Source organism: Promicromonospora sp. NPDC090134, from assembly GCF_044746965.1.
Lineage (GTDB): Bacteria > Actinomycetota > Actinomycetes > Actinomycetales > Cellulomonadaceae > Promicromonospora.
Genome location: NZ_JBIVCZ010000006.1, coordinates 279,961 through 297,815, shown reverse-complemented (window position 1 = coordinate 297,815; position 17,855 = coordinate 279,961). Strand labels below are relative to the sequence as shown.

The window sequence follows — 17,855 nt, the reverse complement described above, 5'->3', positions numbered from 1 at the left end:
GGGACCGGCACCCGCGCGACCCTTGGTCGCGACAATGCGTGTCGACACACGTCACTTCTGTCAGAGCCTGACACATGTGACATCGACGCTACCCTGGAGCCATGTCAAGCACGACGAGCAGCGGACCGAGCAGCGGCCAGAGCCTGCGCGAGATCAGCCGCGAGGCCGTGCGGGCGCGCATCAACGAGATCGCGCTGGACCTGTTCGCCGAGCGCGGGTTCGACCAGGTGACCGTGGAGCAGATCGCGGCGGCGGCCGGCATGTCCGCACGCACCTTCCACCGCTACTTCCCGGCCAAGGAGGACGTCGTCATCGGCGACCCGGCGCACGGCGGCAAGTTCGTCCGCGCGGCCTTTGCCGGCCGGCCCGAGGACGAGCCCGTCTGGGACTCGCTCCGCATCTCCTTCGAGGCTTTCGTCACCCGGTCGCCCCAGAAGGGCGGCGACGACGACCGCGGCAAGCTCGCCATGCGCGTCCTCGTCAGCGCTGCCTCCCTGCGGGCCCGCAGCCTCGAGAAGCACCTCCTGTGGGCGCGCATGCTCACGCCGCTCGTCGCGGCCCGCCTGCCCGACGACGACGCGGCGTTCCGTGCCGAGATCATCGTCCAGTCGGCCCTCGCCTGCCTCGACGTCGCCCTCACAACCTGGGCGAACGCCGACGACGGCACCACGGCAAGCGAGCTGCTCGAACGCAGCTTCGCGACGCTCCGCCCGCAGGCCTGACGGCGCCGCGACCGGGCGTCAGCGGAACTCCGCCACGACCTCGATCCGGCCCACGATGTTCGCGTTCAGCTCGTCCAGGTCCTCCGCGGGGATCCAGTACTCGAGGATCGTCTGCCCACCGACCTGCTGGACCTCGTACGGGTCGAGGAACAACTGGGCGACGTCGAACCGGGTCACGTACCCCGCCCCGCTCGCCTGCACGTTCCAGTCGCGGGCGATGCGTGTGGCGTAGTCCTCGTTCAGCACCGGGTAGAAGATCGGCTGGTCAGGAAGCCGCGGCGGCCAGGCACGCCAGTCCGACTCCTCGACCAGGGCCAGCTCCCGCGGCCCGGTCGGCCGCCACAGGGTCACCGTCCTCATGGTCGGGATCCTGGCATGCCCGGCATCTGCTGATCGAGGTGTTATCCGGTGGCGTCAGCTCGGGTCGACGGTGCGGAACCGCACGAAGTCGACCACGTCGTCGTCCGCGACGTCGGGGTAGTAGTGCGTCCGCAGCGCCGTGCGCAGCTCGTCGGCGGTGCAGCCCTCCAGGGCCGCCTGGGCATCGGTGATGTCGGCGAACCGAACATGCTCCACGGAGTCGACCACGCCGGGCAACGCCCGGTACCGGTCCTCGAACTCGAACAGCAGCGTGACGGGCCCCGGCACGGCCGGATCGTCGAACCGCGTGGTGGCGGTCTTGCCGCCGTCGACCACGCTCGTCCAGTGCCGCGCACTGAACCGCAGCAGGCGCGGCGGGTCCGCGTCCGGGTGCGGGGACGGGTGCGGGAGCAGGTCGCGGGCGGGGACCGAGTACGGCCCGTCGCCGTCGGGCACGATGACACGGCAGTCGGGCTGCTGGTCGAGCAGCACCTGTCGGCACCGTCCGCACGGGGGCATGACGCCGCGGCCCTCGTCTCCGACCGCGACGATCAGCGCGATCGGGCCGGAACCCGCGGCGGCCGCCGTGCCCAGGGCCACGAGCTCGGCGCACGGCCCGCCCGTGAAGTGGCCGACGTTGGCACCGGTGTGGATGTCACCGTGAACGTCCATCACGGCCGACGCCACGGTGCTCAGGTAGGTCCCGTCCTCGGGAAGCCGGGCGACGACCTCGAGGGCCGCGTCGATCAGCCGCTGCTCGGCCGGGGTCAGCACGGGGGTGGTCGCCGTCGTCATGGACGGGATCCTGGCACGGTCGATGCCCGCACACCGAGGGCTTTATCCGTCGGCCCCGATCCGTGCCGCGACGTCCGGCGGCAGAACATACGGCGTCTCCTGCGGCAGCACGGGCGAACCGCCCGCGGTCAGCTCGGCGCGCCAGGCCCCGACCTGGTCGGTGACGTCGTCCAGCCCGACGACCCACTCGTCCACGTAGGTATCCACCGCCGCGCCGCCGATCCCGACCTGCAGGGACCGGTGCTCCAGCGCGCGGCCCGACGGCGTCCGCTCCGGGTCCCACTGCACCCGCACCGGGCTGGCCGCCTTCTGCGCGGCCCAGGCCGCGGCGTCGTCGTGCAGCGAGCGGTCGAAGTGGCTCAGGGCGGCGATGCGGAGCGCCTGCTCGAAGCCGGTGCGCGACAGGCGCACCGCGAGGACCCGCTCCTGGCCGGGCTTGGTCGCCCAGCCGCAGCGGTACATCATCCAGCAGAACGAGGGCTTGACCCAGGTCATCCGCTCGCGCTTGAACGGCGGCACGAACCGGCCGGCCCGCAGGGCGGCGTCGGCGATCGCGGGCGGGTAGGCCTGGTAGACGGTGAGGGTGTCGGCGTCGTGGACGGCGCGGACCTGTCGCTTCGGAGTGCTCATCGGCGGCGACGGTACGCACCCGGACGTCGTCCGACCAAGGTGATTGTCCCGTTCCGCAACCACCCAGTCGGCTTCCAGGCAACCACCGGATATCACCGTTGTGATGTCTGGGTTACGGCTGTTAATGACGACCTGTCGCAGAGTTCGGTCCTGGAATGTCTTGGTTCATTCCACGTGCTCCAGGTCACGTTCCGATTGACAGGATGAAAACCCCGTCTGACGCTATTTCGCGGTGAACCCACGCTTATGTGCAACACCATTGTTCCGGCGGAGCGATTCGAGGGGAAACACAATGATCCGAGGATTCCGTGTCATGAGTCGTGCGGGAACGGTGCTGGCCATCTCGGCCGGCCTGGTCTGCACGGCAGCAACAGGTGCGAGCGCGATGGTGCAGCCAGGGGCCTACCTGCCCACGGCCCACCTCATCGGCGCGACCGACCCGGTCGACGCCCCGGCAGCCGACGCTCCCGTCGACGCCCCAGCAGCCGACGCACCGGTGGACGCACCGGTGCCCGACGTTCCCGTCGACGCACCCGTGCCGGACGTGCCGGTCGACGCACCCGTCCCGGACGTTCCCGTGGACGCCCCGGTCCCTGACGTGCCGGTCGACGCACCGGTCCCCGACGTTCCCGTCGACGCGCCCGTCCCGGACGTTCCCGTCGACGCGCCCGTCCCGGACGTTCCCGTCGACGCCCCGGTGCCTGACCTGCCGGTCGACGCACCGGTCCCCGACCTGCCCGTCGACGCGCCGGTCCCGGATCTTCCGGTCGACGCCCCGATCCCCGACCTCCCGGTCGACGACCTCCCCGTGCCTGCCCTCCCGGTCGACGACCTGCCGATTCCGGAGCTCCCGGTACCCCTGCCCACCGGCGGCCTCCTGAGCTCCCTGCTGGACGCGGTCGGCGGTCTGCTCAGCACCCTGCTGGGCGCCCTCGGCGGCGGACTGCCCGTCCCTCTCCCCGTTCCCCTCCCCGTCGGATGAACATGACGCCGACGTCGGCGTCGTGAAAAACACCTGAGATGCACGGTGAGGCCCTTTTCCGGAGTTCCGGGAAAGGGCATCACCGCATTTTGAACAATCGTCCAGAAGAGTTGAACAATCGTCCAGAATAGCGTCCCGCCGGCGCTGTGCCGACGCCGCGAGATCGTGTGCGGCGGTCCGGTGCGGTAGGACGGTCCCATGCTCAACATCCGCTCCCCCGAGGAGCCCTACCTGGTCGAACGCAATCCCGGCTACTTCGAGTACCAGCTCCCGGTCTCGGTCAAGGCGGTGATCGGCTGGCGCGGCAGGCTCCCCCTCCTGCGCAACGAGCGCGACGAGTGGGAGCTGCCCGGCGGCAAGCTCGACCTCGGCGAGGACCCGGCGCAGTGCCTGGCCCGCGAGATCCAGGAGGAGCTCGCCTGGGACGTCACGGTCGGCGAGCCCTTCCACACCTGGGTGTACCGGGTCTTCCCCCACCGTCATGTCCTCGTCCTCACGTTCCTCGCCGACTACGACGGCGACGCCACACCCACCTTCAGCGACGAGCACAAGGAGCTGGTCCTCGTGACACCCGACGAGGCCGGCGCGCTGAACCTGCCCGAGGGTTACCGGACGGCGATCCGGCAGGCCGTCGAACGGGGACACCTCCGCTGAGGACGAGCGACGCGCGTCCATTCCTCACCCGCTCGCGAGCCGCTGTCCGGCCGCCGGCCCCACCGGGCGTCGGATACCTTGAGCCCGTGCCCGACCTCCTGATCGCCCAGCGCCACACGGCCCATCTCGACCGGGTCGTCGAGGCGCTGCGGCAGGTGCACGAGAGCGACGGCTACCCGATGGTCTGGCCCGACGACCCGGTCGCCTGGCTCGCTCCCGCGGGCACGATCGGGGCGTGGGTCGCGCTGTCCGACGGCGTCGTCGTCGGCCACGTCATGCTCGTCGCCGCCGACGGTGTCGAGCACGTCGAGGAGCTGGTGGCCGCCGCGCGGACGACCGTGACCGGGCTCGCCGGAGTGAGCCGCCTGTTCGTGACGCCGAAGGCGCGCGGCTCCCGCATCGCCACCGCGCTGCTGGAGCGCGTCGAGGACGCGCCCACCCGGCGCGGACGGCGGCTCGTGCTCGACGTGGTGGACGACGGCGGTCCGGCCGTCCGCCTGTACGAACGGCTCGGCTGGGTGCGGGTGGCCTCGGGGCCGGCCGGCTGGACCGGCCCCGACGGCGTCCGCCCGCGGACGGCCGCCTACCTCTGCCCCCGCTGACCCACCGCCCGGCCCCAGCCCCGCGAGTCAGGCGGAGCGGGCGCCCAGCCAGGGGGCCAGGTGGTCCTCGCGCCACAGCCACTCGACGCCGGCGGCGGCCTCCTCGGGTGTGCACAGCGCCGCCTGGAACGCCTCCCGCAGGCGGCGCCGCTCGTCGTCCGGCCCGCCGACGGCGCCCGCACCGGCGTCCGGCCCGGCGACCCCGACCACCACGATCCGGGTGTGCGGCGGCGTGCCCGCGCAGACCTCCGGCCACGGGCCCAGGTCGCCGACCGCGAGCTGACCGCCCGCGCCGTCCCACAGGCAGGCGAGCCCTGGCCGGTCGGCCACGTGGAAGACACCGCGGGCCCGCAGGCCGCCCGCGCCGAGCGACTCGATCTGCTCCAGCAGCCGCTCCGGGTGGAACGGCAGGGTGAGCGCAGCTCCAGCGTCCAGCTCCGGTCCTCGGGCACACCGCCCGGTCCGGTGACGACGACCGCGCCGAGCGGGTGCGCCCGGTGCTCGGCGCGGGCCGGCGAGTGCGTGGCGGCGGCGAGCCCGGCGGCCGAGAGCGCGTGCAGCCCGTTCACGCGGCGCGTCCCTGCGCCGCGCAGCCGGTCCAGCAGGCCCGACGCCGTCGCCGGCAGCGAGACGTCGGCAGGTCCGGCCGGCGAACCGTGGGCCACCACGAGGTCCGCCTGCTCGATCTGGGCTGCGAGCGCCTCCCCCACCGAGCGCTCGTCGCCGCTCGTGAGGCCGAGGCCGCGTTCGAGCGGGGTGTCGTCGCCGAGCAGGTCGTGCTGGAGGGTGTCGGTGTCGACCACGGTGAGGGACGTGGCGATGCGCGTGTGGTCGAGCGCGCCGCCGGGTGCGGTCTCGGCCGCCAGCGAGCGGGCCGCGGGCAGGGGTTCGGCGCTGATGGGGAGCGCGAGCAGCACGTGGGTCCAGCGGCCGTCGCGGGCGAGGCGCGCGATGGTGGGGACGGCGTCCTCGCGGACGGCGCAGGACAGGCAGGCGTGCTCGAGCGGCACCAGCACGTCCTCGAGGACGCCGGTGGCGTCGAGGACGACACGCCGCAGGTGGTCCTCGTAGATGTCGTGCCGGGTGGCGACGACGCCGGGTGTGTCGGTGAGCAGGCCGAACAGCGGGGAGTCGCGCAGCACGGGGTCGATGGTGGCCAGGACGCTCACCGGGATGATTCCGCGGCGGTCTCCGGTTCGGTACATGCTGCCTCCTCGCCCGGGGGCGGGCCCCGGAATAATTGATAACCGTTCTCAGTTCTGATTCACTGTAGCGCGATATGAGAACGGTTCTCACCAGCGGCGGCCAGTCCGTCGCCACAGGAGGTCATGTGTCAGCCAGATGCCAGGTGCTGGGCACCGTCCCGGGGTTCGGCCACTCGATTTCGCACTCCCACGTGCGGACCAAGCGGCGGTTCGACCCCAACATCCAGAAGAAGCGCTACTGGGTCCCGTCGCTCGGCCGCAACGTCACGCTGCGAGTGAGTGCCAAGGGCATCAAGACCATCGATCGCAAGGGCATCGACGTCGTCGTCGCCCAGATCCTGGCCAGAGGGGAGAAGGTCTGATGGCCAAGAAGTCGAAGATCGCCGCCGACGCGCGGCGCCGCGAGCTCGTCGTCCGGTACGCCGAGCGGCGCGCGGAGCTGCGGCGCACCCTCCGCAGGCTCGACCTGCCGGCCGAGGAGCGCCAGGCCGCGGCCACGGAGCTCTCCGGTCAGCCGCGCGACGCCAGCCCGACCCGGCTGCGCAACCGCGACGCCGTCGACGGACGGCCCCGCGCGTACTCGCGGAAGTTCGGGCTGTCCCGGATCCGCCTGCGCGAGATGGCCCACCGCGGCGAGCTGCCCGGGGTGACCAAGTCGAGCTGGTGAGACCGGCCGGCACCCCCGGCGGCCCCGCCGTCGCCCACCCGCACGTAAGGAGTGACACATGAAGGTTCGCGCATCACTGCGGTCCCTGAAGGACAAGCCCGGCGCCAAGGTCGTGCGCCGGCACGGCAAGACGTTCGTGATCAACAAGCTCAACCCGCGCTGGAAGGCGCGCCAGGGCTGACGAAGAGGAGACAAGCCATGAAGCAGAACCTTCACCCCACCTACGGCCCCGTGGTCTTCCGGGACGCGAGCGCAGGCTTCACGTTCCTGACCCGTTCGACGCTCGCCGGCACCACGGACTCCGGTCCCGGCCGCCCCACGGCGACCATCGAGTGGTCCGACGGCCAGACCTACCCCGTGGTCGACGTCGAGATCAGCAGCGCCAGCCACCCGTTCTGGACCGGTTCGGCCCGCGTGGTCGACACGGCCGGACGCGTCGAGAAGTTCCGGCAGCGCTACGCCAAGCACAACACGAGCAACGACAGCAAGGGTGGTAACTGATGGCCTCGCGTACCGACCTCCGTCCCGTGATCAAGCTCCGCTCGACGGCGGGCACCGGGTTCACCTACGTGACCCGCAAGAACCGGCGCAACGATCCTGACCGGCTCGTGCTGCGCAAGTTCGACCCCGTCGCGCGGCAGCACGTCGACTTCCGCGAGGAGCGCTGATCGATGGCGGTCCCCAAGCGGAAGATGTCCCGGTCGCGGACCCGGTCCCGCCGCTCGCAGTGGACGGCCCTCGTGCCCGACCTGGTCGCGGTGACCGTGGACGGGCGCCAGGTGCGCATCCCCGCGCGACTGGTGCCCGCGGTCCGGCGCGGCCTGGTCGTCCCCGACTGAGACCCGCACCCCGCTGAGCTCGTGGAGCGCAGCAGCACGAGAGCCCCGGCGCAGCAGCGCCGGGGCTTTCGTCATGTGGGGGTGTCTGCCCGGCGCGCCGGGTCAGCGCGCGAGCGCCCCGGCGTCGACCTGGATGTCGAGGCCGGCCGCCAGCTCGTCGGCCCAGTCCTTCGCCGCATGCCCGGTCTGGTCCACGACCAGCACGTGCCCGATCCGCTCGTTGTTGTCGCCCGGCCGCACCTCGCGGCCGGGCGACGGCGTCTCGTGGCCGAGCACCCGGTCGTCGTCCGCCAGGCGCTCCGCGCCCCGGACCTCCCGCACGACGCCGTCCGCCGGGGCGAGCAGGAACGTGACCGCCGCGCTCGTCGCGACCGACGGGCCGGGCACCGGTTCGCGCCCGAGCGCCAGGTCCACCAGCACCCGCAGCGGGCTGAACCCCGTCACGAGGCGGACCAGCTCGAAGATGTACCCGCCGCCCTGGCGCGGGTTCAGCTCGATCAGCCGCGGGCCGGCCGCGGTGAGCCGCACCTCGGTGTGGCTGACGCCGTGCGTCAGGCCGACGGCGGCGAGCACCGCGACGACGTGCCCCTCGATCGCCTCCCGCACCCCGGGCGTCAGCGGGGCCGGGAACAGGTGCCCCGACTCGACGAAGCCCGACCCCGCCTCCACGCCGGGTTCGGCGACCGACTTGGCCGTGATGCCGAGCACCCGCGTCACGCCGTCGCGGGTCACGCACTCGACGCTGTACTCCGGGCCCTCGAGGACCCGTTCGAGCAGCGCGAGCCGCTCCAGCGGCTGGTCCCGGGTGTTGCGCTCCGGCCCGGTCGCCTCGGCGAAGGCCACGGCGAGCCCGGCCTCGTCGACCACCTTGCGCACCGCCGTGCCGGAGTTCATGTCGACCGGCTTGACCACGAGCGGGTAGCCGAGGCTCGCGGCCTCCTTGCGCGCCTGCTCCCAGGTGGCGGCCACCGCGAACGGCACGTCGGGCACTCCCCCGGCCGCCAGTGCGTGCCGCACCAGGTGCTTGCGCGTCGCAGTACGCAGCACGTCGGCGGGCGCCCCGGGCAGGCCCAGACAGTCCGCGACGTGGGCGACGGCGGGCAGGTAGTAGTCGCAGGTCGTCAGCACGCCGTCGACCGGCCGGCGCGCCGCGACGTCCCGCGCCGCCGCGAGCAGGGCGGCGTCGTCGTTGGTCTCGGCGACGACCACCTCGGCGGCGAGCGCGAGGACCGGGTGGGGTGCGCCGTCGGGCAGCCGGTAGAGGTCGGGGTCGCGGGTGATCAGCACGTACTCGTGGCCGGCGTCGCGCAGCAGGGGCGGGAGCATCAGGCCGGTCGACTGGAGCCAGCTCTCGATCATCAACAGGTTCGCCACGTCAGCACGCTCCGTGCGTGCGAACGCGAACGAGAGTCGTTCTCAACATGGCGCACAGCCTGCCACGCCGACAGCGCGTCTGCTTGCCGGGGAGCGTTCATCCACAGGGTCGTGCTACAGCACCCCGTCCGGAAGCGCCGGGTGCTCGTCGACGGGCGGCTTGGGCCGCGGGATGAGCAGCGCCAGGACGGTGCACACCAGCGACGCGAGCAGGCCGAGCAGCAGGGCCGTGCGGAACGCGTCGCCGGACGGCACCGGGACACCCTCGAACTGAGCACCACCCGCGGCGAGCACGCCGCCCACGACGGCGGCGGCCGACGTCGTGCCCAGCGATCGCATCAGGGTGTTCAGCCCGTTCGCGGCGCCCGTCTCGTGCGACGGCACGACCTGCATGATCAGCGCGGGCATGGCCGCGAACCCCAGGCCGATGCCGACTCCGACCACGATGTTGACCACCAGCACGTGCCACACGTCGAGGTCGACCACGACGGCGATCACGTAGGAGACCGCGATGACGGCAGCCCCGGACGCGAGCAGCGGCTTGGCCCCGAAGCGGTGCGCGAGCCGCCCCGAGACGGGCGACATGGCGAGCATCACCAGGCCGGACGGCATGAGGATCAGGCTGGCCTGCATCAGGGTCAGCCCCAGGCCGCCCGCCGCCGTCGGCAGCTCCAGGAGCTGCGGGAACACCACGTTGGAGGCGAACAGCGCGAAGCCCATCGCGATCGAGGCCAGGTTGGTGAACAGGACTGTGCCGCGCGCCGTCACCCGCAGGTCCACGAGCGGCTCCTCGATCCGCAGCTCGTACCAGCCCCACACCAGCAGGACCACGAGACCGCCGAGCAGGAGCCCGAGCGTGCGGGGCGATCCCCAGCCCCAGTCGTTGCCGCGCGAGACCGCCAGCAGCACCCCGGTCAGGCCGACCGCGAGGCCGAGCACGCCGACGACGTCGAGCCGACCACCCGTGCGCAGCGTGCTGACGGGCACGACCCACGCGACCAGCGCCAGCGCGAGCAGGCCGATGCCGGCCGCCACCCAGAACACCACGTGCCAGTCGTAGCGCTCGGTCACGAACGCGCTGATGGGCAGGCCGAGCGCCCCGCCGACGCCGAGCGTCGCGCTGACCAGCGCGATCCCCGACCCGAGCCGGTCGCGGTGCAGCACGTCGCGCAGGATCGAGATGCCGAGCGGCACCACGCCCATGCCCATGCCCTGCAGCGCCCGCCCGACGATCAGGAGCACCACGGACGGCGACAGCGCCGCGACCACCGAGCCCAGCGCCAGCAGGCCGAGCAGCGCGAGCGCGACCGTCTTCTTGCCGTACATGTCGCCGAGCCGCCCGGAGATGGGCGTGCAGATCGCCGCCACCAGGAGCGTCACGGTGATCACCCAGGCGGTGACGTCACGCGAGACACCCAGCAGGACCGGCAGCTCCGCCTGGATCGGCAGCAGGATCGTCTGCATGAACGACGCCCCCATGCCGGCGAACGCGAGCACCGCGATGACCACCCCCGGCCGGGGCATGCGGGTGAGGCGGGAACGGTCACCAGGGGGAAAGCGAAATCTCATGTGGGGCAGACGATCCTTCGGCGAGGAGACGGGTCCCGCGCACGCGAGCGGCCGCAGCACGAGGTCCGCGCGGCGCGAGGGGGATGCCTGCACCTTACATAGTTGCCCACGCGAACCACGGGGCCTCCGCTAGTGCCCGTCGCGCTCCGGCCCCGCATCGCCGCGCCCGCCGCGCTCCAGCTCGGCGGCCAGCGCCGCCGCGGCCGCCGACAGCGGGCGGCTCGCCGAGTGGGCCAGACGCACCGTCCACGTGAGCGCCGGCTCGACGTCGAGGGCGGCGAGCTGCGGGTCGGGTGACACGGCGGAGGCCGGGACGAACATGACGCCGAGCCGTTCGCGGACCAGCGCCTGGCCCAGCTCGAAGTCGGTCGCCTCGGTCTGGATCGTGCGGCGCAGGCCGGCGGCCGCGAAGGCGCCGTCGACCACCGCACGGTTCCCCCAGCCCACGGGCGAGTCGATGAAGGCCTCGTCCGCGATCTGCGCGAGCCGCACCGCGCCCCGCCCGGCCAGCGGGTGGGTGCGGTGGCAGACGAACCGGATCGGCTCGCTGTCCAGGTAGCGCAGGCGCAGCCCGGAGACGGTCCCGCCGGCCGTGGAGACGAGGGCGAGGTCGAGGTCGCCGCTGCGCACGGCGTCGAGGCTGCCCCGCGAGCCGGTCGCCGTCTGCCGGGCGTGCACCACCACGGCGGGGTGCGCGCGCCCGAACGCGGCCAGCAGGCTCGCCAGCTCGAAGCCGGCGAGGTGGTTCATCATGCCGAGGCTCACCGTCCCGGCGACCTGCCCGCGCGTGGCGGCGACGGCGGCCCGGGCGGCGTCCAGCGCCGCGAGCACGTCCCGCGCCCGGGGCAGGAGCGCCTCGCCCTCGGGCGTGAGGGCGATGCGGCGGCCCCGGGTGAACAGGGCGCAGCCCAGCTCGCGCTCGAGCTGCTTGACGGCGGTCGACGCCGCGGACTGCACCACCTGGGCGCGCTGCGCACCGGCAGTGAAGCTTCCCGTCTCGGCGATCGCCACGAAGTACTGGAGCTGATGTGGCTGCATGAACCAACTATCGCAGATCGCGATATCTGGCTTCGGAAAGATTCGTTGGACACGATCGGTCGGGCTCGGCACGATCGAGGCGTGACACTCTCGACCAGCACCACACCGCCGTCCGGCACCCAGGCCCTGCCCGAGCCGGCGGAGCCGGCCCGCACCCGGCCTCCCCTCCCCGCGGGCGACGCCCGTCCGCGCCGGCACCACGCCCGCGGGTTCTGGATCATCGCCTACGTCTTCGCCGTGACGATGGCCTTCGCCGGTGCCCCAGCGCCGCTGTACGTGATCTACCAGGAGCGGGAGGGCTTCGGCGCGCTTGCGGTCACGTTCGTCTTCGCCGCCTACGCGGTCGGCGTCACCGCCGCGCTCTTCCTCGCGGGGCACCTGTCGGACCGGTTCGGACGCCTGCGCCTGATCGCCCCCGCGGTGCTGCTGAACGTGCTCGCGGGGCTCGTCTTCCTGACGTCGACGGACCTCGGGCTGCTCCTGCTCGCCCGCCTCGTCTCGGGCTTCGGCATCGGCCTGCTGACCGCCACCGCGACCGCCCACATGACCGAGCTGCACGCCGCCTCGCGCGCCGCGGCGGGCAGGCCCGCCGGCCGGCACGCCGAGATGATCTCGACGGCGGCGAACCTCGGCGGAATCGGCCTCGGCCCGCTCGTCGCCGGCCTCCTGGCCGACGTCGCGCCCGCTCCCCTGCGCACCCCGTACCTGGTCCTGCTGTTCGCACTGGTCGTCGGGCTGCTGCTGATGACGCTCGTCCCCGAGACGGTCGACGCCGTGGGCGAGCCCTGGCGCTACCGGCCGCAGCGCGTGACGGTCCCGGCCGAATCCCGCGGCCTGTACGCGGGCGCCCTCATGGCGGGCTTCGTCAGCTTCGCGATGTTCGGGCTGTTCACCTCGCTGGCGCCGTCGTTCCTTGCCCACGACCTGCACGTCACGTCGCACGCCGTCGCGGGACTCGTCTCCTTCGCCGTGTTCGGCTCCGCCGCCCTGGCCCAGATCGCCACGGGCCGGCGCAGCACCCGGGCACAGCACACGCTCGGGGTGACGCTGCTGGCCGCGGGCCTCGTGCTGATCGTCGGGGCGATGCTCACGACGACCTTCCCGGTGCTCGTGGCCGGCGGGATCGTCACCGGCGCCGGCGCGGGCACGCTGTTCAAGGCGGGCGTCGGCACGGTGGTCTCCGTCGCGGCCGGCGGGTCGCGCGCGGAGGCCCTCGCCGGGCTGTTCCTCGCGGCCTATGCCGGCATGTCGCTGCCCGTCGTGCTGCTCGCGGTCCTCCTGCGCGTGGTCCCGACGCCGGCCGCGGTGCTCGCCTTCGGCGTGCTGATGCTCGTGCTGCTCGCCGCGGCGTCGGCCCTGCTGCGCTCGGGCCGCCGTCCGGCGTAGCCCGCTGCGCTTCGAGGCCCGAGTTTCTTCGCTTTGACCGGGGTCAAAGCGAAGAAACTCGGGCCTCGAAGGTGAGTGGGAGGGTGGCGGACGGCGGTGCGCCCGGGGCCGACGGCGTGGTCAGGCGCTCGCCAGCTCGACGGCCAGCTCCTCGACCAGGTCGTAGCCCTCCTGCATGCCGCCCTCCATGCCGGTGGCGATGATCATGTCGCGCACGTCCTTGCCGGACACGACCGTGCGGACGGTGAGCGTGGTGCGCCCGTCCTGCTCGGTGAGCGTGTAGTGGTTCAGGCTGGGCTCGGAGTCACCGTCGGGCATCCCCTCGAACACCTCCGTGTGCGTCATGCGCTCGGGGGCCTCGATCTCGCGGTACTCGCCGTGGAACCCGACCTCGAAGCCGTCGTTCGCGGTCATCACGTACCGCCACGCCCCGCCGACCCGCAGGTCCACGATCGCCTCGGTCACGGTGCCGCGCTGCCCGGCCCACCAGCGCCTGATCAGCTCGGGCTCGGTGAGCACCCTCCACACCAGGTGCCGAGGTGCGTTGAACTCCCTGGTCACCAGGATCTCGGTGTCGGTCGGCAGCGTCAGGACGGCGCTGCCCTTGGTCGTCGTGGTCATGTCAGTCTCCTTGTCCGGTTCCTGCATCGGTACCCGTCGCGGCCGCGTCCCCCGGCGCGGTCTCCTGCTCCACCAGCTCGCCCAGCACCTCGTCGACCAGGTCGAACCGCTCGTTCCAGAGGCGCTCGTACTGCGAGACCCAGTCGTGGACGGCCTGCAGCGGCGCGCCGTTGACCCGGTACAGCCGGCGGCGCCCGTCGTCGCGCACGTCCACCAGTCCCACCTCCCGCAGCACCCGCAGGTGCTTGGATACCTGCGGCTGGGCGAGCCCGAGCAGCTCGACCAGGTCGCCCACCGCGAGCTCGCCGCCGGCGAGGGCGTCGAGGATCTCGCGACGGCGCGGCTCGGCCACCGCGTTGAACGCGTCGGTCGTGGTCGCTGCTCGTGCCATGGCTCAAATATATACCCATATCGGCATGCGTCAATAGCTGCGCATGCCCGGGCAGCACTTTCATGGTTCTGCACCTTTCCTTGACGCCCTATTGGCACGGCGTGCACCGTGGTGCCCGGTCGGCCGTGCACGATCTGCCCGGCCGGCGTCTTCCAACGAGGTCTGTGAGGGATGGGGCATGACGCTTTCGCGTCGGATGTTTCTCGGTGGAGCGGCTGGTGTGGCCGCGCTCGGACTCACGGGAGTGGGGGTGGCGTCCCCGCAGCGGGCGTTCGCCCTGGACCCGGACGGTATGGAGAGCAAGATGCTCTTCGGGGACGCGCAGGCTGGAGCCGCGTCGATCCCGAAGGAGAGCGGCAACGGCAACTACCACTCGTGCCGGATCCCGGCGATCCTGGCGATCCCGGGTACCGGCGTGGTCATCGCGGTCGTCGAGGGCCGGCCGGACGGCGTCGCGGACGCCAGCGGCAACATCAACCTGCTGATGCGCCGGTCGACCGACTCCGGCCTGACCTGGAGCGTTGCGACAACCATCGCCGGAGCCGGAGCAGGTGGCTGGACCAACCCGACGCTGGTGCACGACCGCACCACCGGTCGGGTCACCTGTTTCACGCTGCGTCGACAGGAAGGCGCGGAATACAACGTGGAGCCCGACGTCTACGTCCTGACCTCGGACAACAACGGCGCGACCTGGACGAGCCCAGTAGCACGAACCGACCTGAACCGGAACGCGGGCAACGACTTCATCGGCCCCGGCAACGGGATCCAGCGCGTCGACGGCACCCTCGTGGTCCCGGCCCGCGGACGCCTGATCACCAAGGCGCCGGGCGGGGACTGGTCGAACGTCTCCATCCCTGGCGGTTTCCTCAAGGCCGCCGACGGGCACGGACTGCCGTACGGCGAAGGCACCGTGGCGGAGCGCTCCGATGGCCAGCTGATCCTGAACTACCGTGCGCTGGACGCGGAGATCAAGAACGGGGGCACGTTCCCGAACACCCGCAGGATCGCTATCGGTAACCCGGGAAGCTGGCAGCAGTTCGGCAGCGAGTACTGGCGTACCCAGATCATCGACCCCGGGGCCCATGCAGCGCAGATCTCGCACACGATCAACGGCAACCCGTTCCTCATCCACCTCAACTCCGCGAGCCAGCAGGATGACAACCGCTACCAGATGAAGCTGCGGGCGAGCGCCGACAACGGCGAGACATGGCCCAACGCCTACGAGCGGTTCCTGAGCACCGACCCGCTGGCCAGCGAGGGCAACCAGGTGGGCGACCTGCGCGAGGGCGGCTACTCCGCGCTGACCTCGACGGGGAGCGGCATCGTCCTGGCCCTGGTCGAGGCGCGCCGGGTACAGGACGCCAACCCGACGATCGGCCAGCTCAACGACTACCCGTGCGCCGTGGTGCTGCGCCGGTTCGACCCGAGCTGGCTCGTCCCGGCGTCGTAGGCCGGCGTCCGGCCTGATCCACGCGGACGCTCCAGGCTGATTCGCCGGCGCTGGTAAAGCACGCGCAGCCGGAGGGGTAACGCAGAGGGAGCACTGCTACCTCTCCGTTACCCCTCCGGGTGCATCGTGCTTTCCCCGGAGAGCCGTCTCGGCGCGGCAACGCCTCAGCCCCGCACCGGCGCCGTCGACGCCCGGACCATCAGCCGCTGCTCCGCCGTGCGACGGCGGGCGCGCGCGGCCCGCGGCAGGAGAGCGAGCTCCAGCGCCTGCCGCCCCATCTCCTTCATCGGCAGGCGCACCGTCGTCAGCGCGGGCGAGAGGTGGCCGGCCACGGTCACGTCGTCGAACCCCGTGACGGAGACGTCGCCCGGCACCGAGACGCCCCGCTCCCCCAGCACCGACAGCACGCCGACCGCCATGTCGTCGTTGAGCGCGAGGATCGCCGTGACGTCCGGGTGGGCGTCGAGGATCTGCCCGGCGGCGTCCTTGCCGCCGTCGAGCGTGAACGCCGCCTCGACCACGGGCACGTCGGCCAGCCGCAGGCCGTGGACGACGAGCGCCTGCTCGACGCCGGCGATCCGGTCGGCCATCGTGGCGAGCCGCCGCGACCCGGCCGCGACGGCGATCCGCCGGTGCCCGAGCCCGAGCAGGTGCTCGGCGATGGCCCGGCCGCCCGCGACGTTGGCCGGCACCACGGCGTCGACGCCGAGCTGGGGGTGCCGGCCGATCACGGCGACCCGCCCGCCGGCCGCCTCGAAGGCCTGCACCTGCGCCTTCATCTGCGCCTGGACGTCCCGGTCGAGGTGCCCGGACCCGGCCACGACGATGATCCCCACACCCGCACCCGCGAGCGCCCGCAGCTGGGCAACCTCGGCGTGCGGGTCCCGGCCGGTGTGGCAGATCTGCACCATGCGGCCGTGGGCGCCCGCGACCTCGAGCACGCCGCTGGCGATCTCGGCGAAGTACGGGTCGCCGATCTCGTGCACCACCAGCCCGACGGACGGGCTGGCGCCGCTCGCCAGGGAGCGCGCGTGCACGTTCGCGACGTAGCCCAGCTCGGCCGCGACCGCCCGGACCCGTTCGGCGAGGGCCTCAGACACCCCGGCGGCCCCGGACAGCGCCCGGGAGGCGGTCGCGATGGACACGCCGGCGTGCTCTGCGACGTCGACCAGGCGGAGCCCGGCGGTGTGCTTGCGCATCGAATCTCCTCGCCACAGGTAAAGCGACAGGTAATGGATGGTGCCAACACCCTTGTCACACAGCGTCCCAGTTCCTAGAGTGCCGTAAGCGGTTACGGAAGCGCTTGCCCACGATGATGTGGACCCACAAGGGAGTGGACCATGAGAGCAACCCGACGCCTGACGGTAGCGGCAATCGCCGCGGCCTCGGCACTGTCCCTGTCCGCCTGTCTGGCGAGCCCGGAGCAGGGCGGTGAGGCCGCCGGCCCCGACGACCCGATCGTCATCGGCGTCTCGCTGCCCCTGACGGGCGACTTCGCCGAGCCGGGCAAGGGGGTGCAGCGCGGCTACGAGGCCTGGGCCAAGCACGTCAACGAGAACGGCGGGCTGCTGGGGCGCCAGGTCGAGCTGGTCATCGTCGACGACCAGTCGAACGCGGACCGGGTCGCCTCGGACTACGAGCGGCTGATCAACCAGGACGGCGTGGACCTGGTCTTCGGGCCGTTCTCGACCCGGCTGGTGGTGCCGGCGGCGCAGGTCGCCCAGGACTACGGCTTCCTCTTCGTGGAGCCGGCGGGCGCCGCGGCGGAGGTCTTCGAGCAGGGCTTCGACAACCTGTTCTACGCGGCGCCGGCCATCGCCGACGACCACTACGACCACCTGGCCGAGTACATCCTCGCGCTGCCCGAGGACGAGCGGCCGAAGACGATCGCCGTGGCCTCGATGGACGACCCGTTCGCGCAGGGCACCGCGTACGGCCTGCGCGACCAGCTCGCCGAGGCCGGGATCGAGGTGGTGGTCGACGAGGTGTACCCGCCGAACACCACCGACTTCAGCGGCATCGCGGCGAAGATCGCGGACTCGAAGGCGGACCTGCTGATCGTGGGGTCGCAGTACCAGGACGGCGTGAACCTCGTGGTCGCACTCCAGCAGCAGGACTACCAGCCGCAGATGGCGGCGATCTCGGGCGCGCCCACGAACGCGGAGTTCCCGGCGGCGATCGGCGACAAGACCGAGGGCATCCTCGCCCCGACCGGGTACACGCCCACGGCGCCGTACCCGTCCAACGAGGAGTTCGTGGAGTTCTACACGGCGGAGCACGACGCCCCGCCGGCCGAGGACGAGGCGAACGCCTGGACCACCGGCCAGGTCGTCGCGGCGGCCGTGGAGGCCGTGGGCTGCGCCGACCCGAGCCCGGAGTGCCAGGAGCAGCTCGTCGGGTGGCTCCACGAGAACGAGGTGGAGACCGTGGTCGGCGCGCTGAGCTGGGACGCGCAGGGCCGGCCGCAGAGCGCGCACCTGATCCAGCAGTACGTGGACGGCGAGATCAAGATCGTGCTGCCCGACGACGTCAAGGAAGCCGACCTCGTCCACCCGAAGCCCGCGTGGTGA

General features: G+C 72.3%; 23 protein-coding genes and 1 pseudogene. 13 read left to right on the top strand and 11 right to left on the bottom strand.

Annotated features, from left to right (window positions below; genetic code table 11):
• The first annotated feature begins 101 nt into the window (after positions 1–101).
• Positions 102–722 carry a TetR family transcriptional regulator gene (locus ACIPN7_RS18195; protein ID WP_400545172.1) on the top strand — a complete coding sequence of 207 codons (621 nt, stop codon included), beginning with the start codon at positions 102–104 and terminating at the stop codon, positions 720–722.
• 18 nt (positions 723–740) lie between these two features.
• Here the strand turns inward: ACIPN7_RS18195 and ACIPN7_RS18190 are convergent, their stop codons facing one another.
• Genes ACIPN7_RS18190 through ACIPN7_RS18180 form a run of 3 tightly spaced genes read right to left on the bottom strand, consistent with a single transcriptional unit; the run spans position 741 to position 2,507 of the window.
• The gene (locus ACIPN7_RS18190; protein WP_400545169.1) at positions 741–1,082 is read right to left on the bottom strand and encodes a hypothetical protein; all 342 of its coding nucleotides are present in this window, start codon (positions 1,080–1,082) and stop codon (positions 741–743) included.
• 54 nt (positions 1,083–1,136) lie between these two features.
• Positions 1,137–1,877: an ASCH domain-containing protein gene (locus ACIPN7_RS18185; RefSeq protein WP_400545166.1), complete on the bottom strand. Its 741-nt coding sequence runs from the start codon at positions 1,875–1,877 to the stop codon at positions 1,137–1,139.
• A gap of 42 nt (positions 1,878–1,919) precedes the next feature.
• Positions 1,920–2,507 carry a DUF4291 domain-containing protein gene (locus ACIPN7_RS18180; protein WP_400545163.1) on the bottom strand — a complete coding sequence of 196 codons (588 nt, stop codon included), beginning with the start codon at positions 2,505–2,507 and terminating at the stop codon, positions 1,920–1,922.
• 313 nt (positions 2,508–2,820) lie between these two features.
• On the opposite strand from ACIPN7_RS18180, the gene ACIPN7_RS18175 reads away from it, so the two are divergent.
• The 3 genes from ACIPN7_RS18175 to ACIPN7_RS18165 all read left to right on the top strand — a co-directional run bounded on the left by ACIPN7_RS18175 (position 2,821) and on the right by ACIPN7_RS18165 (position 4,745).
• Positions 2,821–3,489 (top strand): hypothetical protein, encoded by a 669-nt coding sequence (locus ACIPN7_RS18175; protein ID WP_400545160.1) that lies wholly within the window; start codon positions 2,821–2,823, stop codon positions 3,487–3,489.
• 198 nt (positions 3,490–3,687) lie between these two features.
• On the top strand, positions 3,688–4,143 hold the full coding sequence (locus tag ACIPN7_RS18170; RefSeq protein ID WP_400545157.1) for an NUDIX domain-containing protein: 456 nt from the start codon (positions 3,688–3,690) through the stop codon (positions 4,141–4,143).
• An 86-nt stretch (positions 4,144–4,229) separates the two neighbouring features.
• Positions 4,230–4,745, top strand: coding sequence for a GNAT family N-acetyltransferase (locus ACIPN7_RS18165; RefSeq protein ID WP_400545154.1), 516 nt, complete (start codon positions 4,230–4,232; stop codon positions 4,743–4,745).
• Positions 4,746–4,772: 27 nt separating this feature from the next.
• Here ACIPN7_RS18165 and ACIPN7_RS18160 read toward each other — a convergent pair whose 3' ends face one another.
• Both ACIPN7_RS18160 and ACIPN7_RS18155 read right to left on the bottom strand, forming a co-directional pair.
• A complete protein-coding gene (locus ACIPN7_RS18160) occupies positions 4,773–5,099 on the bottom strand; it encodes a GTP-binding protein (protein WP_400545554.1) in 327 nt (108 codons plus the stop codon).
• Between the two features lie 368 nt (positions 5,100–5,467).
• Positions 5,468–5,950: pseudogene (locus ACIPN7_RS18155) on the bottom strand (cobalamin biosynthesis protein CobW); the annotation flags it as partial.
• Positions 5,951–6,075: 125 nt separating this feature from the next.
• Between ACIPN7_RS18155 and rpmB the strand changes: the two are divergent.
• The 6 genes from rpmB to rpmF are packed head-to-tail and all read left to right on the top strand — an operon-like array spanning position 6,076 to position 7,456.
• Positions 6,076–6,312, top strand: a complete 237-nt coding sequence (gene rpmB, locus ACIPN7_RS18150) for a 50S ribosomal protein L28 (protein WP_026365262.1) — start codon at positions 6,076–6,078, stop codon at positions 6,310–6,312.
• On the top strand, positions 6,312–6,617 hold the full coding sequence (gene rpsN, locus ACIPN7_RS18145) for a 30S ribosomal protein S14 (RefSeq protein WP_400545150.1): 306 nt from the start codon (positions 6,312–6,314) through the stop codon (positions 6,615–6,617). The genes rpmB and rpsN overlap by 1 nt, the downstream gene beginning before the upstream one ends.
• Positions 6,618–6,675: 58 nt before the next feature.
• Positions 6,676–6,798 (top strand): type B 50S ribosomal protein L36, encoded by a 123-nt coding sequence (gene ykgO / locus ACIPN7_RS18140; protein ID WP_020013141.1) that lies wholly within the window; start codon positions 6,676–6,678, stop codon positions 6,796–6,798.
• 17 nt (positions 6,799–6,815) lie between these two features.
• Positions 6,816–7,118 carry a type B 50S ribosomal protein L31 gene (locus tag ACIPN7_RS18135; protein WP_400545147.1) on the top strand — a complete coding sequence of 101 codons (303 nt, stop codon included), beginning with the start codon at positions 6,816–6,818 and terminating at the stop codon, positions 7,116–7,118.
• A complete protein-coding gene (rpmG, locus tag ACIPN7_RS18130) occupies positions 7,118–7,285 on the top strand; it encodes a 50S ribosomal protein L33 (RefSeq protein ID WP_285106734.1) in 168 nt (55 codons plus the stop codon). Before ACIPN7_RS18135 ends, rpmG begins: the two co-directional genes overlap by 1 nt.
• A gap of 3 nt (positions 7,286–7,288) precedes the next feature.
• Complete coding sequence (rpmF, locus tag ACIPN7_RS18125) at positions 7,289–7,456, top strand: 50S ribosomal protein L32 (RefSeq protein ID WP_377232394.1); 168 nt, start codon at positions 7,289–7,291, stop codon at positions 7,454–7,456.
• 102 nt (positions 7,457–7,558) lie between these two features.
• Here rpmF and ACIPN7_RS18120 read toward each other — a convergent pair whose 3' ends face one another.
• From ACIPN7_RS18120 to ACIPN7_RS18110, 3 genes are all read right to left on the bottom strand, one after another.
• Positions 7,559–8,830, bottom strand: a complete 1,272-nt coding sequence (locus ACIPN7_RS18120) for an ATP-grasp domain-containing protein (protein WP_400545142.1) — start codon at positions 8,828–8,830, stop codon at positions 7,559–7,561.
• Between the two features lie 114 nt (positions 8,831–8,944).
• Positions 8,945–10,354 (bottom strand): MFS transporter, encoded by a 1,410-nt coding sequence (locus tag ACIPN7_RS18115; protein ID WP_400545139.1) that lies wholly within the window; start codon positions 10,352–10,354, stop codon positions 8,945–8,947.
• A 174-nt stretch (positions 10,355–10,528) separates the two neighbouring features.
• The gene (locus ACIPN7_RS18110) at positions 10,529–11,437 is read right to left on the bottom strand and encodes a LysR family transcriptional regulator (RefSeq protein WP_400545136.1); all 909 of its coding nucleotides are present in this window, start codon (positions 11,435–11,437) and stop codon (positions 10,529–10,531) included.
• A gap of 81 nt (positions 11,438–11,518) precedes the next feature.
• Here ACIPN7_RS18110 and ACIPN7_RS18105 point away from each other — a divergent pair, with 81 nt between their 5' ends.
• On the top strand, positions 11,519–12,823 hold the full coding sequence (locus ACIPN7_RS18105) for an MFS transporter (protein WP_400545133.1): 1,305 nt from the start codon (positions 11,519–11,521) through the stop codon (positions 12,821–12,823).
• A 120-nt stretch (positions 12,824–12,943) separates the two neighbouring features.
• Here ACIPN7_RS18105 and ACIPN7_RS18100 read toward each other — a convergent pair whose 3' ends face one another.
• Complete coding sequence (locus ACIPN7_RS18100; RefSeq protein WP_400545130.1) at positions 12,944–13,444, bottom strand: SRPBCC family protein; 501 nt, start codon at positions 13,442–13,444, stop codon at positions 12,944–12,946.
• Position 13,445: 1 nt separating this feature from the next.
• Complete coding sequence (locus ACIPN7_RS18095) at positions 13,446–13,835, bottom strand: ArsR/SmtB family transcription factor (RefSeq protein WP_400545127.1); 390 nt, start codon at positions 13,833–13,835, stop codon at positions 13,446–13,448.
• 178 nt (positions 13,836–14,013) lie between these two features.
• On the opposite strand from ACIPN7_RS18095, the gene ACIPN7_RS18090 reads away from it, so the two are divergent.
• Complete coding sequence (locus ACIPN7_RS18090) at positions 14,014–15,285, top strand: exo-alpha-sialidase (RefSeq protein ID WP_400545124.1); 1,272 nt, start codon at positions 14,014–14,016, stop codon at positions 15,283–15,285.
• Positions 15,286–15,449: 164 nt separating this feature from the next.
• Here ACIPN7_RS18090 and ACIPN7_RS18085 read toward each other — a convergent pair whose 3' ends face one another.
• Entirely contained in the window at positions 15,450–16,484 is a 1,035-nt protein-coding gene (locus ACIPN7_RS18085; RefSeq protein WP_400545121.1) for a LacI family DNA-binding transcriptional regulator, read from the bottom strand.
• A 141-nt stretch (positions 16,485–16,625) separates the two neighbouring features.
• Here ACIPN7_RS18085 and ACIPN7_RS18080 point away from each other — a divergent pair, with 141 nt between their 5' ends.
• Complete coding sequence (locus ACIPN7_RS18080) at positions 16,626–17,855, top strand: amino acid ABC transporter substrate-binding protein (RefSeq protein WP_400545118.1); 1,230 nt, start codon at positions 16,626–16,628, stop codon at positions 17,853–17,855.

Bases quoted from the DNA above. Each gene is read 5' to 3' on its own strand.
- rpsN (WP_400545150.1), top strand. From the start codon at position 6,312: ATGGCCAAGAAGTCGAAGATCGCCGCCGACGCGCGGCGCCGCGAGCTC.
- ACIPN7_RS18195 (WP_400545172.1), top strand. From the start codon at position 102: ATGTCAAGCACGACGAGCAGCGGACCGAGCAGCGGCCAGAGCCTGCGC.
- ACIPN7_RS18100 (WP_400545130.1), bottom strand. From the start codon at position 13,444: ATGACCACGACGACCAAGGGCAGCGCCGTCCTGACGCTGCCGACCGAC.
- rpmF (WP_377232394.1), top strand. From the start codon at position 7,289: ATGGCGGTCCCCAAGCGGAAGATGTCCCGGTCGCGGACCCGGTCCCGC.
- ACIPN7_RS18185 (WP_400545166.1), bottom strand. From the start codon at position 1,877: ATGACGACGGCGACCACCCCCGTGCTGACCCCGGCCGAGCAGCGGCTG.
- ACIPN7_RS18110 (WP_400545136.1), bottom strand. From the start codon at position 11,437: ATGCAGCCACATCAGCTCCAGTACTTCGTGGCGATCGCCGAGACGGGA.
- ACIPN7_RS18190 (WP_400545169.1), bottom strand. From the start codon at position 1,082: ATGAGGACGGTGACCCTGTGGCGGCCGACCGGGCCGCGGGAGCTGGCC.
- ACIPN7_RS18180 (WP_400545163.1), bottom strand. From the start codon at position 2,507: ATGAGCACTCCGAAGCGACAGGTCCGCGCCGTCCACGACGCCGACACC.
- ACIPN7_RS18090 (WP_400545124.1), top strand. From the start codon at position 14,014: ATGACGCTTTCGCGTCGGATGTTTCTCGGTGGAGCGGCTGGTGTGGCC.
- ACIPN7_RS18175 (WP_400545160.1), top strand. From the start codon at position 2,821: ATGAGTCGTGCGGGAACGGTGCTGGCCATCTCGGCCGGCCTGGTCTGC.
- ACIPN7_RS18135 (WP_400545147.1), top strand. From the start codon at position 6,816: ATGAAGCAGAACCTTCACCCCACCTACGGCCCCGTGGTCTTCCGGGAC.
- ACIPN7_RS18115 (WP_400545139.1), bottom strand. From the start codon at position 10,354: ATGCCCCGGCCGGGGGTGGTCATCGCGGTGCTCGCGTTCGCCGGCATG.
- ACIPN7_RS18085 (WP_400545121.1), bottom strand. From the start codon at position 16,484: ATGCGCAAGCACACCGCCGGGCTCCGCCTGGTCGACGTCGCAGAGCAC.
- rpmG (WP_285106734.1), top strand. From the start codon at position 7,118: ATGGCCTCGCGTACCGACCTCCGTCCCGTGATCAAGCTCCGCTCGACG.
- ACIPN7_RS18080 (WP_400545118.1), top strand. From the start codon at position 16,626: ATGAGAGCAACCCGACGCCTGACGGTAGCGGCAATCGCCGCGGCCTCG.
- ACIPN7_RS18170 (WP_400545157.1), top strand. From the start codon at position 3,688: ATGCTCAACATCCGCTCCCCCGAGGAGCCCTACCTGGTCGAACGCAAT.
- ACIPN7_RS18095 (WP_400545127.1), bottom strand. From the start codon at position 13,835: ATGGCACGAGCAGCGACCACGACCGACGCGTTCAACGCGGTGGCCGAG.
- ykgO (WP_020013141.1), top strand. From the start codon at position 6,676: ATGAAGGTTCGCGCATCACTGCGGTCCCTGAAGGACAAGCCCGGCGCC.